We start from the raw sequence: 12,666 nt of genomic DNA on the forward strand, positions 1-12,666 counted from the left end.
CCTCAGTCTGCTCCTGCCTAGGATGGAGGAGTGACCGGAGCCTTGACCGTATCTGCCATTCAATACCAGCCCAGGGAGGGCGGGGTGGCGTCCAATGTGCCGGAGCATGTCCGCCTTATCGAGGACGCCGATTCCCACGGCGCCAGGCTCGTCATCTTCCCCGAACTGTCATTGACCGGCTACGATCTGCCGTTGCTCCAGAACGCCGACGAGTGGATTGTCCCGGGCGATGCCCGTCTCAGCGCTGTCCGGGAGATTTGCCGCCGGACGGGAGTGACCGCCGTCGTGGGCGCAGCCCTGCGGGAAGCAAACGGCACGCCGCGGCTGGCATCTGTGGTTGTCCATCCGGACGGATCGGAGGAAGCGGGCTTGAAAACACACCTCCACGGCGAGGAAGCCGCGATGTTCACTGCCGGTCCTGGTCCGGCAGTCCTGGAGCTGGACGGCTGGAAAGTAGCCCTGGCCATCTGCTTCGACGCCGCCCATCCCGTCCACTCGGATATCGCGGCCGGATCCGGCGCGGACCTCTACGCCGTATCGGCGCTGTACACCCAGGGCGAAGGGACCCGGCTCGGCCTTCATCTGGGAGCCCGTGCCATGGACAACCGCATGTACACGCTCCTTGCCAACCTTGGCGGCCAAACACCCCTGGGGCCGTCCTGCGGCCTGAGTGGATTCTGGGGTCCGGACGGCCTGGTCATGCAGCACGCAGCGGGCACGGGAACGGAAGTGGTCACCGCAGTTCTGCGAAGAGGCGCCCTCCAGCGGTACCGACATCCGGCCATGTGACGGCCTGGCGCCATTATTGTGGCGGCGGCCGGAGTTTGACCAGCATCACGCGCCGGCCATTGTCCTAACGAGCGGGTGACAGGGTAACGTTTTTCCCATGGCTGACAATTCCGCGAACACTCCTGCTCTGGGTACCCTCCTGACCGCCATGGTCACCCCCTTCACCAAAGATGGCACAGTGGATTACGAACAGGCCGCGGAGCTGGCCAGCAAGCTGGTGGACGACGGCTGCGACGGACTCGTGGTCACCGGAACCACAGGGGAAACCTCCACCCTCACCGACGAGGAAAATCTCGGAATGTTCCGCGCCGTGAAGGACGCTGTCGGAGGACGGGCCGCCATCATCGCCGGTACCGGGACCAACGACACAGCGCACTCCGTGCATCTTTCCCAGCGGGCCGCCTCCATCGGCGTCGACGGCCTCCTGCTTGTCACCCCCTACTACAACAAGCCCAGCCAAGCCGGCGTCCGCGCACACTTCGAGACGGTTGCGTCCTCAACCGATGTGCCTGTCATGCTTTACGACATCCCCGGCCGCTCCTCCATCCCGATCGCGCCCGAAACCATGATCCGGCTCGCGCAGCACCCGAACATCGTCGCCGTCAAGGACGCCAAGGCCGATTTTATTGCCGCCACACGGGTCATGGCAGAGACCGACCTGCTCTTCTACTCCGGGGACGATGGACTGACCCTCCCCTGGATGGCCCTTGGCGCCGTGGGACTCGTGGGTGTCACAACACACGTCGCCACCCGCCGCTTCCGGGAACTCATCGACGCCATCAATGCCAACGATCTCGGAACGGCCCGCAAGATAAACTTCGAGCTTCAGCCCGTGGTGCGTGCAACGATGACCCGCGTCCAAGGGGCCGTTGCGGCCAAGCAAATTCTTAAATGGCAGGGAGTCCTGCCCAACTCGATTGTCCGTTTGCCCCTCGTGGAGCCGGACGAAGCCGAGATCGAAACCATCCGCGAGGATTTGGCGGAAGGAGGGCTGGTCTATTCCTGACGGACTAAGACCGGCACTCTTCCGCCTGGAAAGAAGTGCATTATGACCCAAGTTGCCCTACCCGGCCTTGTCACGCCGCCCCGCCTTGCCGAAGGCACCCTTCGGATCGTTCCCCTGGGCGGACTGGGCGAGATCGGCCGAAACATGGCAGTCTTCGAAATCGACGGCAAGCTGCTGATCGTTGACTGCGGTGTCCTTTTTCCGGAGGAGACCCAGCCCGGAGTCGACCTGATCCTGCCCGATTTTTCCTACATAGAGGACCGGCTGGAAGACATCGTTGCTGTGGTGCTGACCCACGGGCACGAAGACCACATCGGCGCTGTGCCGTACCTCCTGCGGCTCCGCAGCGACATTCCGCTAGTGGGTTCGCAGCTGACGCTCGCCCTGGTCGAGGCCAAGCTGCAGGAACACCGCGTCCGGCCCTACACCCTGACGGTGACCGAAGGGCAGGTGGAGCAGTTCGGCCCGTTCCAGTGCGAGTTCGTTGCCGTCAACCACTCGATCCCGGATGCGCTGGCTGTCTTCCTCCGCACCACCGGCGGAACTGTGCTGCACACCGGCGACTTCAAGATGGACCAGCTCCCGCTGGACGGGCGGATCACGGACCTCCGGCACTTTGCCAAGCTCGGCGAAGAAGGCGTGGACCTGTTCATGTCTGACTCCACCAACGCCGATGTCCCCGGCTTCACCACCGCGGAAAAGGAGATCGGCCCCACCCTGGACCGGGTCTTCGGACAGGCCACCAAGCGGATCATCGTGGCGTCCTTCTCCTCGCATGTCCACCGTGTGCAGCAGGTCCTTGACGCCGCGGCCAAACATGGCCGCAGCGTGGCGTTTGTAGGGCGTTCCATGGTCCGGAACATGGCCATCGCTGCAAAGCTCGGGTATCTGGACGTGCCGGACGGCATCGTCGTGGACCTGAAGAACATCGACAGCCTGCCGGACAACAAGGTGGTGCTGATGTCCACCGGCTCGCAGGGCGAGCCCATGGCCGCGCTGTCCCGCATGGCCAACGGTGACCACCGGGTGGTGGTGGGCCACGGTGACACCGTTATCCTCGCTTCGAGCCTCATTCCCGGCAACGAAAACGCGGTGTTCCGCATCATCAACGGGCTGCTGAAACTCGGCGCCGACGTCATCCACAAGGGCAACGCCAAGGTCCACGTGTCCGGCCACGCGGCGGCCGGTGAGCTGCTGTACTGCTACAACATTCTTGAGCCGCTGAACGCCATGCCTGTGCACGGCGAGACCCGGCACCTGATCGCGAACGGCAAGATTGCCGAGGAATCGGGCGTGCCCGAGGCCAGCATCCTCCTTGCGGACAATGGCACCGTGATCGACCTCAAGGACCACCGCGCCGACGTGGTGGGCCAGATCGAGGTCGGCTTCGTCTATGTGGACGGTTCCAGCGTGGGCGAAATCACCGACGCCGACCTCAAGGACCGCCGCGTCCTCGGCGATGAGGGCTTCATCTCCATCATCACCGTCATCAACCGGGCCACGGGCAAGGTCGTCTCGGGTCCCGAGATCCACGCACGGGGCGTCGCGGAGGATGATTCGGTCTTCGACGACATCATTCCCAAGATCAACGCCGCCCTCGAGGAGGCAGTGCTGAACAACGCGGACCACACCACGCACCAGCTTCAGCAGGCTGTCCGCCGGATCGTCGGAACCTGGGTCAACCGCAAACTGCGGCGCCGTCCGATGATTATTCCGGTGGTCCTGGAGGCCTAAAAGGCCCGCGTCCGGGCCCGGGGAGCCGGCGAACACAGCCCCCGAAGGCCCGAAAATCCGCGGAATCCGGCGTTGGTTGGAGTACCGTGGCACATATGGCCACACGTACTTCCCCCGCGCCAAAACGTACCCCCAGAGCAAAAGCAGGCACCTCCGCAGGCCGCGCCGGTTCGGCGGCGTCCAAATCCGGCCGGGCCGGCGCGTCCGGCGGAACCGCCCGCACGCGCCAGCTGGCCGCCGTCCAGCCGCAGCAGCCGTGGCTGTTGCGGATTGCAGGCGGCGCGTGGCAAGGCATCGGGCACCTCGTGGGCGGGGGAGTGCGGCGGATCGGTCATGACGTCAGTGATCTCGCACCGGAAGAGCGCCGGGACGGTGCGGCGTTGTTCAACCTCGCGCTGGCGGTCTTCATCGCCACCTTCGCGTGGTGGGGTTTCCGGGGCTGGTTCCCGGATGCCGTCTACGCGGTCGTCAACGGCACCTTTGGCTGGATGTCCCTGGTGCTCCCGCTCATGCTGTTTGTCTGCTCCTTCCGGCTGTTCCGGCAGCCGGACGACGGCCGCGGCAACAACCGGGTGGGCATAGGCTTCATGATCATGACCTTCGCCGGTTGCGGGCTCGCACACGTGATCGGCGGCCAGCCTACCGTCAGCGATGGCTTCGACGGCCTCCGCCGGGCAGGCGGCATGCTCGGCTTCCTGGCGGCCTCCCCGCTGGCCGCCATTCACGCTGCCGTGCCGCTGGCCCTGTACGGGCTGCTCGCGTTCGTGTCCGTGCTCATTGTCACGGCGACGCCCTTCGGTGCGATCCCGCGGCGCCTGCGGGAAGCCTATGAGCACCTGATGGGCATCGACCTCCAGGACCAGGACAACGACGGCGACCGCCACGACCGCAGCTACCTTTACGAAAACGGCGCCCCGGCAGCACCGAAGAAGAAGCGCAAGCGGCTCTTCGGCAAGGACGAGGACTCCGACCCCCGGCTGGAAGGCTACGTCGGCGACGAAGCCTTCGAGCACGCCGTCATCGACGATGACGCCGGCCCGTCCGGCACCGGCTCCCCAGCCGTGGCGCCCGGTGTCCGCCGTCCCACGCCGGCGGAGATCGCCGTCGAGAAGATCAAGGCCGCCCAGGGCCTGGGGTCCAAATCCAAGGACTCCGCCCAGGGCGCGCAGTCGGCATACGAGGACAATGCCACGGAGGCCATCCCGCTGGTGACGCCGGGCATGGTGGCGGCGGGTTCACTGAACGGTGCCCCGGCTGCGGCGCAGGTTCCCTCCCGGCCGGTGGCTCCCGCGCCGCTGCCCACACCGATCCCGCAGCGTACGGAGCAGCTTTCGCTGGCCGGGGACGTGACGTACACCCTGCCGTCGTCGGACATGCTGACTCCCGGGTCCATTCCGAAGGAGCGCACGGAAGCCAACGACGCCATCGTGGCTTCCCTGACCGAGACGCTGACCCAGTTCAATGTGGACGCCCAGGTCACCGGCTTCAGCCGCGGTCCCACCGTGACCCGCTACGAAATCGAACTGTCGCCAGGCACCAAGGTGGAGCGGGTCACCGCCCTGTCCAAGAACATCTCCTACGCAGTGGCCAGCTCGGACGTCCGCATCCTGAGCCCCATCCCCGGCAAGTCCGCCATCGGCATCGAAATCCCCAACACCGACCGCGAAACCGTCTCGCTGGGAGACGTCCTCCGCAGCCAGAACGCTCGCCGCACCGACCACCCCATGGTGATGGGGGTCGGCAAGGACGTGGAAGGCGGCTACGTCGTGGCGAACCTCGCCAAGATGCCCCACCTCCTCGTGGCCGGCGCCACCGGTGCCGGTAAATCCTCGTTTGTGAACTCGATGATCACGTCGATCCTCATGCGCTCCACGCCGGACGAGGTCCGTATGGTCATGGTCGACCCCAAGCGTGTGGAACTTACGGCCTACGAGGGAGTGCCGCACCTCATCACGCCCATCATCACCAACCCGAAGAAGGCTGCCGAGGCCCTGCAGTGGGTGGTCCGGGAAATGGACGCCCGCTACGACGACCTGGCGAACTACGGCTTCAAGCACATCGACGACTTCAACAAAGCCGTCCGGGCGGGCAAAGTCCATCCGCCGGTGGATTCGAAGCGCGTGATCCGGCCCTACCCGTATCTGCTGGTGATCGTGGACGAACTCGCCGACCTCATGATGGTGGCCCCGCGGGACGTCGAAGACTCCATCGTTCGGATTACGCAGCTGGCGCGCGCCGCCGGCATCCACCTGGTCCTGGCCACCCAGCGGCCTTCCGTGGACGTGGTCACCGGACTGATCAAGGCCAACGTTCCCTCGCGCATGGCCTTCGCGACCTCGTCCGTGACCGACTCGCGCGTGGTCCTGGACCAGCCCGGCGCCGAGAAGCTCATCGGCCAGGGTGACGCCCTCTTCCTGCCCATGGGCGCCTCCAAGGCCATGCGTGTGCAGGGCGCGTGGGTCACCGAGTCCGAGATCCATAAGGTCGTTGAGCACGTCAAGGGCCAGCTCAAGGCGGTATACCGGGACGATGTCGCCGCCGAAGCGCCGAAGAAGCAGATCGACGACGACATCGGCGACGACCTCGAGGTCCTCCTCCAGGCCACCGAGCTGGTGGTTACGACGCAGTTCGGCTCCACGTCGATGCTGCAGCGCAAACTCCGTGTCGGATTCGCCAAGGCCGGCCGCCTGATGGACCTCCTCGAGTCCAGGGGAGTGGTGGGTCCGTCGGAAGGGTCGAAGGCGCGCGACGTGCTGGTCAAGCCGGATGACCTCGCCACGGTGCTGGCCGCCATGAAGGGACAGGAAATGCCGGCGGCGCCTGATTCACAGACCGCAGCCCTGAGCGACAACGCCAATGCCAACGTCGCGCAGGGCGGCTATGCAGAAGACCTTGTTGCCGCCGATCTGGACAACCGCACCCAGAATGTTGAGTACTACGACGGCGCCGACGGCAGTTCCGGCGACGATGAGGACGGATCCGAAGACGCCTGGTCCCTCACCGGACGGTAGCCTAGGAGGGTGACTAGCACCGAAGCGACCGCGGCCGGCTCCAGCAGCTCCGGGATCTGGAATCTTCCCAACATCCTTACGATGCTCCGCATCGTGCTGGTGCCGTTCTTTGTGTGGTTCCTGGTCGCTGACGCCCCGGGACTGCAGAGCGAAGCCGGCCCGTGGCGGTGGGCCGCCGTGGCGGCCTTCGCCGTCGCGATCTACACAGACAAGCTCGACGGCGACATTGCCCGGAGTCGCGGACTGGTCACCGACTTCGGAAAAATCGCCGACCCCATTGCCGACAAACTGCTGATCGGCTCCGCCCTGGTCATGCTGTCCGTCCTGGACGAACTGCCTTGGTGGATCACCGTGGTCATCCTCGTCCGCGAATGGGGCATCACGGCGCTGCGGTTCTTCGTCATCCGCTACGGCGTGATCCCCGCCTCCCGCGGCGGAAAGCTCAAGACCGTGGTGCAGACCGCCGCGATCTTCCTCTATCTCCTCCCGCTGTCCGCCATCGCACCTTGGCTGGGCTGGGCGGCACTCGCCGTCATGCTGGTGGCAGTGCTCATCACAGTCTGGACCGGCGTCGAATACGTCATTGAAGCGATGAAAGTCCGCGCCCAGGGCCTGCGCCGCAGGGTCGGGGAGCAGCCGGGGAACGGACAGCAGACAACGGAGAATCACAAGCCCGAAGCACAGGAGGGATAGCATGTCCAACCTTCACCGAATCGCCGGAGAGGCTGTCGCGGCTGCCGTCGGTCGCGGCGTCACCGTGGCCACCGCCGAATCGCTGACTGCCGGCATGGTCACTGCGATGCTGGCGGACACACCCGGAGCGTCGGCCATGCTGCAGGGCGGAGTGGTTTCCTACAGCAATGCCGTCAAGCGGGATGTCCTCCGGGTTCCCCAGGAACTGCTCGACGCCGTCGGCTCCGTCGACGGGGGCGTGGCCGCAGCCATGGCAGAGGGTGCGCGGACCGCCTGCGGGGCGGACCTCGCGGTCTCCACCACCGGCGTGGCCGGCCCGAACGGGCACGACGGCAAGCCGGTGGGAACTGTCTTTATTGGCATCGCCACAGCGCAGGGCTCCACATCGTATCCCTACAGCTTTGCCGGCACCCGGGCAGAGATCAGGGCACTGGCCTGCGAGGCCGCGCTGGAGCGGCTTCAGGAGGCTCTGGCGTCCCTAAGCTACCGGGAGTAAGGTTGCCGGGAACAAAAAGCATTTCCGAATAGTTGTTACTTTGTGTCGCTTCCGCAATAGAGAGGCGCCTAGGATAAAAAGATCAACAGCGGTTCGCGTCACAGTGAACCGGACTCATGAGGGAGCAAGGCGATACAGATGGTAAAGCAGCCCGTATCCGTAAACGGCGTTGTCCGCTGGAAGGATGTGGGCCTCGCCGATCAGGCCAAGAGCGAACAGAAGGAGCGCAAGATGGTAGTACTTCGTCACGAAATTGGTGATGTCCTGCGCGATGTCCGCCAGCGCCAAGGCCGTACCCTCCGCGAAGTCTCGCACAGCGCCCGAGTTTCCCTGGGCTACCTGAGTGAAGTGGAACGCGGCCAGAAGGAAGCCTCTTCGGAGCTGCTGTCCTCGATCTGCTCGGCCCTTGATGTCCCGTTGTCCAGCATGCTCCGAGAGGTCAGCGACCGCGTGGCCGTGGCCGAAGGTGTTGCCGTGCCGGACACTGTTCCGCAGGAATTTTCCCAGCGCTACGGCCGTGACCTTGAGCGTGATCTCAGCAGTGAGCTGAACAACGAACTGGCCAAGGGCCTCCTGTCCGGTGCACGCTGACCGGACCCACCAAAACTAAGACGAAGGCCTTCGGCAGCAGTTCACAGCCGGAGGCCTTCGCCGTTGCTAACAGATGGGCTTCGCCTAAAAGGCGCCGTCTTTGGGAAAGCCGTCACGTTCATACGTGGCATTGAGCTTCGCCATGTAAGTGGCGAGCGCCTCAAGCTCCTCCACAGGCCATTCCCCCAACCGCTCGCGGAACACCTGCCGCCTGGCGTCCTGCACCTGGTGCATCTTCTCTTCGCCCTTGGGCGTGAGGCGGATCGTCTGGGCACGGCCGTCCAGCGGGTCGGCCTCCTTGAGCACGAGGCCGATATTCTCCAGGAACGCAATCTGCCGGCTCACGGACGGTTTGCCCACGCCGATGCAGGAAGCCAGGTCCGTCAGCCGGATGGGTCCCGTCTTGCGGATCATGGTGAGCAGGCCGTAGGCCGCGGGCTCCATATCCGGGTGTACCTGGCGTGAAAGCTGCTGGGAGACGGAGCGGGCGCGCCGCCAGAAGATGCTGATCTGATGCTCCACTGACTTCAGTGCGGCATCGACGCTGTCCTCGGAAGGTGCGGACCCTTCCGGAACGTCAACGGGGTTGCTCATGGCAACCATTCTAGAGTCCGCAGCCGTGAGAGACTCTATGTCGTGCGGATTAGTGATTTTTGGCGGCTTATGGACGACGAGTTCGGCGCAGGCTACTCCCGTGTGCTCAGCAGTACGCTGGTCCTCGCGGGCGTGGGCGGCCGGACTGCCGACGAGGCCCTGGCCGCCGGCGTCAGTCCCCGCGATGTCTGGCTCGCCGTCTGCGACGTCCAGGATGTTCCAGCGGAGCGGCGCCTCGGCCGGGACATCAAGCCCAGCCGCAAATGATCCTGCAGCCCGCCAGCATACTCCTGACACGCCGGCCTCCTGACACGCCGACTCGATTGTTCGAATATCTGTTCGGGTGGGACTATGCTTTTTTCAGCGGGTTATCCACATACGCACTCCCACCCCGAAGCAATGTCAGAGGGTGGCGTTAGCGTCAGTGATGACAGAGAAAACGGCCGCACAGGCCACCCCACAGCGAGAAAGCATTAGAGGTGTGAACCATGGCGGCAGCCCCGGATCGTGCAAAGGCGCTGGAAGCAGCGCTTGCCCAGATTGACAAGCAGTTCGGCAAAGGCTCGGTCATGCGGCTGGGCGATGAAGTCCGCGCCCCCATCGAAGTCATCCCCACGGGATCGATCGCCTTGGACGTTGCCCTGGGAATTGGCGGACTGCCTCGCGGCCGCGTTGTTGAAATCTACGGTCCGGAATCGTCCGGTAAGACCACCGTTGCCCTGCATGCCGTCGCGAACGCCCAGCGCCAGGGCGGCATCGCGGCGTTCATCGACGCCGAGCATGCCCTGGACCCTGAGTACGCCGCCAAGCTCGGCGTGGACACCGACGCCCTGCTGGTCTCCCAGCCGGATACCGGTGAGCAGGCGCTGGAAATCATGGACATGCTGATCGGCTCCGGCTCCCTTGACGTCATCGTCATCGACTCCGTCGCGGCACTCGTGCCGCGTGCCGAAATTGAGGGTGACATGGGGGACAGCCACGTCGGCCTCCAGGCCCGCCTGATGAGCCAGGCCCTGCGAAAGATCACCGGCCGGCTGAGCCAGACGAAGACCACCGCCATCTTCATCAACCAGCTCCGCGAGAAGATCGGCGTCTTCTTCGGGTCCCCCGAAACAACCACCGGTGGTAAGGCGCTGAAGTTCTACGCATCGGTCCGGATCGACGTGCGCCGGATCCAGACGCTGAAGGAGGGTGCCGATTCGGTCGGTAACCGGACCAAGGCAAAGATTGTCAAGAACAAGATGGCCCCGCCCTTCAAGATCGCTGAATTCGACATCATCTACGGCCAGGGCATCTCCCGCGAGGGCGGCATCATCGACATGGGCGTGGAGCACGGCATCATCAAGAAGTCGGGTTCGTGGTTCACCTATGACGGCGACCAGCTCGGCCAGGGCATGGAGAATTCCCGGCGGTTCCTGCGTGACAACCCTGAGCTGGCCGCGGAACTCGAGCGGCTCATCAAGGAAAAGCTGGGGGTCGGCGTGAAGCCGGCGGCCGCCGATGCTGAGGCGTCACCGAAGCTGAAGGCCGTTGACGGTATCTAGCAGCAGGCGCCGCGGCCGCGTGGCCAGGGGCAGCGGCGCTGGCGATGGCCAGGAGCGGGCGTCCGGACTGCCAGGCCCAGTACTGCAGGCCGGCCTGCAGACCGGGCCGGCGCCCGGGCAGCCGGAGGACAGGGAGCCCGATCCTGCATCGGTGGCACGCGCCATTGTGCTGCGCCAGCTGACCAGCGCCCCCAAGAGCAGGCTCCAGCTTGAGCGCAAGCTGGCCGAGCGCAATGTTCCCGGGGACGTCGCGGCCGCTGTCCTGGACCGCTTTGAAGAGGTCAAGCTCGTCGATGACGCAGAATTCGCTGACATGTGGGTGCGGAGCCGCTCGCAGTCGCGGAAGCTGGCCAAGGGCGCCTTGCGCCGTGAACTCGCGGACAAGGGCATTGATCCCGAGACGGCTGCGGCGGCGCTGGAGCAGCTCAGCGACGAAGACGAGGAAGCGGCGGCCAGGCGGCTGGTGGAGCGCAAGCTCCGTCCCGGCACCGATCTCTCGGACCGGACCGCGCGGGACAAGGCCGCCCGGCGCCTGGCGTCCATGCTCGCCCGCAAGGGCTACCAGCCGTCGCAGGCCTTCCGGATCGTCGGCGAGGTGCTTGACGCCGCATCCAGCAGTTAGGCGTAGCCCCCGTCCCTGCAGCCGGTACGCTTAATGGGTGAGTCTGACCTACCCTTCCCCCGCATCCGGCACCGACACCGCAGCAGAGGCCACCGCCGTCGCGCCCCGTACCTACCAGGTGCGCACTTTCGGCTGCCAGATGAACGTCCACGATTCCGAACGGATGGCCGGGATGCTCGAGGCGGCCGGCTACGTTCCTGCGGACGGCGCCCAGGCCGACGTCGTGGTGTTCAACACCTGCGCCGTTCGGGAAAACGCGGACAACAAGCTGTACGGCAATCTTGGGATGCTGGCGCCGATCAAGAAGGCCAACCCCGGGATGCAGATCGCAGTGGGCGGCTGCCTGGCGCAGAAGGACCGCGAGACGATCCTTAGGAAGGCGCCGTGGGTCGATGCCGTCTTCGGGACACACAACGTGGGCGCCCTGCCGGCCCTGCTGGACCGGGCCCGCCACAACAACGAGGCCCAGCTGGAAATTCTTGAGTCGCTTGACGTCTTCCCGTCCACCCTGCCCACCAAGCGCGACTCCGTGTATTCCGGCTGGGTGTCCATCTCCGTGGGCTGCAACAACACGTGCACCTTCTGCATCGTGCCGGCACTGCGCGGCAAGGAGAAGGACCGCAGGCCCGGGGATATCCTCGCCGAGATCCAGGCGCTCGTGGAGGACGGTGCCATTGAGGTGACCCTGCTGGGCCAGAACGTGAATTCCTACGGCGTGGAATTCGGCGACCGCCAGGCGTTCTCCAAGCTGCTCCGCGCCTGCGGGGAAATCCCGGGCCTGGAACGGGTCCGCTTCACGAGTCCCCACCCGGCCGCGTTCACCGATGACGTCATTGACGCCATGGCCGAAACGCCCAACGTCATGCCCCAGCTGCATATGCCCCTGCAGTCCGGCTCGGACAAGGTCCTCAAGGACATGAGGCGGTCCTACCGCTCCGCCAAGTTCCTCGGAATCCTGGACAAGGTCAGGGAGAAGATCCCGCACGCCGCGATCTCAACGGACATCATCGTCGGGTTCCCGGGGGAGACCGAGGAGGATTTCCAGGCAACCCTGGACGTCGTCGAAAAGTCGCGCTTCGCCACGGCCTTCACCTTCCAGTACTCCAAGCGGCCGGGCACCCCTGCCGCTGATCTTCCCGACCAGCTGCCCAAAGCCGTCGTGCAGGAAAGGTTCGAACGGCTCACGGCGCTTCAGGACCGCATCGCCGCGGAGGAGAATGCCAAGCAGCTCGGACGTCAGGTCGAGGTCATGGTGACTGCCCAGTCGGGGCGCAAGGCGGAAGAAACCCACCGTTTGTCCGGCCGGTCCCAGGACCAGAGGCTTGTCCACTTCTCCGTCCCTGTCGGCGCGCCGGCGCCCCGCCCGGGTGACCTGGTCACGGTCACCATCACGGAGGCCGCAGCCTTCCACCTGGTCGCAGACCCCGCAACGGCGGCGGACTACTCCTTGCGCCGTTCACGCGCCGGCGACGCGTGGGACAGGTCCCAGGCTGACTCCTGCGGCGCCCCTGCACCCTCGGCGTCAGGCGGCAAAGCGGGCGTCTCGCTCGGCATGCCGTCCCTTCCGGTACGCAGCCGCTAGCCCT

12 protein-coding genes are annotated in these 12,666 nt (G+C 65.4%); 11 read left to right on the forward strand and 1 reads right to left on the reverse strand.

The genetic code is table 11. The features are described 5' to 3' along the window. Positions 1-42 precede the first annotated feature (42 nt). The 7 genes from J7E80_RS06530 to J7E80_RS06560 all read left to right on the forward strand — a co-directional run bounded on the left by J7E80_RS06530 (position 43) and on the right by J7E80_RS06560 (position 8,320). The gene (locus J7E80_RS06530; protein ID WP_251036499.1) at positions 43-789 is read left to right on the forward strand and encodes a carbon-nitrogen hydrolase family protein; all 747 of its coding nucleotides are present in this window, start codon (positions 43-45) and stop codon (positions 787-789) included. Between the two features lie 97 nt (positions 790-886). Further along, positions 887-1,795: a 4-hydroxy-tetrahydrodipicolinate synthase gene (gene dapA, locus J7E80_RS06535; RefSeq protein WP_215050652.1), complete on the forward strand. Its 909-nt coding sequence runs from the start codon at positions 887-889 to the stop codon at positions 1,793-1,795. Between the two features lie 42 nt (positions 1,796-1,837). After that, entirely contained in the window at positions 1,838-3,529 is a 1,692-nt protein-coding gene (locus J7E80_RS06540; RefSeq protein ID WP_215050653.1) for a ribonuclease J, read from the forward strand. A gap of 95 nt (positions 3,530-3,624) precedes the next feature. Then, the gene (locus J7E80_RS06545) at positions 3,625-6,540 is read left to right on the forward strand and encodes a DNA translocase FtsK (protein WP_215050654.1); all 2,916 of its coding nucleotides are present in this window, start codon (positions 3,625-3,627) and stop codon (positions 6,538-6,540) included. A gap of 9 nt (positions 6,541-6,549) precedes the next feature. Beyond that, complete coding sequence (gene pgsA, locus J7E80_RS06550) at positions 6,550-7,233, forward strand: CDP-diacylglycerol--glycerol-3-phosphate 3-phosphatidyltransferase (protein WP_311380768.1); 684 nt, start codon at positions 6,550-6,552, stop codon at positions 7,231-7,233. 1 nt (position 7,234) lies between these two features. Next, positions 7,235-7,729: a CinA family protein gene (locus J7E80_RS06555; protein WP_215050655.1), complete on the forward strand. Its 495-nt coding sequence runs from the start codon at positions 7,235-7,237 to the stop codon at positions 7,727-7,729. A gap of 138 nt (positions 7,730-7,867) precedes the next feature. Further along, positions 7,868-8,320, forward strand: coding sequence for a helix-turn-helix domain-containing protein (locus tag J7E80_RS06560; protein WP_215050656.1), 453 nt, complete (start codon positions 7,868-7,870; stop codon positions 8,318-8,320). A gap of 84 nt (positions 8,321-8,404) precedes the next feature. On the opposite strand, the gene J7E80_RS06565 is transcribed toward J7E80_RS06560, so the two are convergent. Continuing rightward, entirely contained in the window at positions 8,405-8,914 is a 510-nt protein-coding gene (locus tag J7E80_RS06565; protein WP_215050657.1) for a MarR family winged helix-turn-helix transcriptional regulator, read from the reverse strand. A gap of 42 nt (positions 8,915-8,956) precedes the next feature. Here J7E80_RS06565 and J7E80_RS06570 point away from each other — a divergent pair, with 42 nt between their 5' ends. The 4 genes from J7E80_RS06570 to miaB all read left to right on the forward strand — a co-directional run bounded on the left by J7E80_RS06570 (position 8,957) and on the right by miaB (position 12,662). After that, complete coding sequence (locus J7E80_RS06570) at positions 8,957-9,181, forward strand: DUF3046 domain-containing protein (protein ID WP_215050658.1); 225 nt, start codon at positions 8,957-8,959, stop codon at positions 9,179-9,181. A 221-nt stretch (positions 9,182-9,402) separates the two neighbouring features. Next, a complete protein-coding gene (gene recA, locus J7E80_RS06575; protein WP_215050659.1) occupies positions 9,403-10,458 on the forward strand; it encodes a recombinase RecA in 1,056 nt (351 codons plus the stop codon). A 151-nt stretch (positions 10,459-10,609) separates the two neighbouring features. Then, positions 10,610-11,080, forward strand: coding sequence for a regulatory protein RecX (locus J7E80_RS06580; RefSeq protein ID WP_215050729.1), 471 nt, complete (start codon positions 10,610-10,612; stop codon positions 11,078-11,080). Positions 11,081-11,117: 37 nt separating this feature from the next. After that, positions 11,118-12,662: a tRNA (N6-isopentenyl adenosine(37)-C2)-methylthiotransferase MiaB gene (miaB, locus tag J7E80_RS06585; RefSeq protein WP_215050660.1), complete on the forward strand. Its 1,545-nt coding sequence runs from the start codon at positions 11,118-11,120 to the stop codon at positions 12,660-12,662. Positions 12,663-12,666: the final 4 nt, after the last annotated feature.

This window comes from Arthrobacter sp. ISL-28 (genome assembly GCF_018613875.1).
In the GTDB taxonomy this organism is placed as follows: Bacteria; Actinomycetota; Actinomycetes; order Actinomycetales; family Micrococcaceae; genus Arthrobacter.

Bases quoted from the DNA above. Each gene is read 5' to 3' on its own strand.
- J7E80_RS06555 (WP_215050655.1), top strand. From the start codon at position 7,235: ATGTCCAACCTTCACCGAATCGCCGGAGAGGCTGTCGCGGCTGCCGTC.
- J7E80_RS06565 (WP_215050657.1), bottom strand. From the start codon at position 8,914: ATGAGCAACCCCGTTGACGTTCCGGAAGGGTCCGCACCTTCCGAGGAC.
- dapA (WP_215050652.1), top strand. From the start codon at position 887: ATGGCTGACAATTCCGCGAACACTCCTGCTCTGGGTACCCTCCTGACC.
- recA (WP_215050659.1), top strand. From the start codon at position 9,403: ATGGCGGCAGCCCCGGATCGTGCAAAGGCGCTGGAAGCAGCGCTTGCC.
- J7E80_RS06540 (WP_215050653.1), top strand. From the start codon at position 1,838: ATGACCCAAGTTGCCCTACCCGGCCTTGTCACGCCGCCCCGCCTTGCC.
- J7E80_RS06560 (WP_215050656.1), top strand. From the start codon at position 7,868: ATGGTAAAGCAGCCCGTATCCGTAAACGGCGTTGTCCGCTGGAAGGAT.
- J7E80_RS06545 (WP_215050654.1), top strand. From the start codon at position 3,625: ATGGCCACACGTACTTCCCCCGCGCCAAAACGTACCCCCAGAGCAAAA.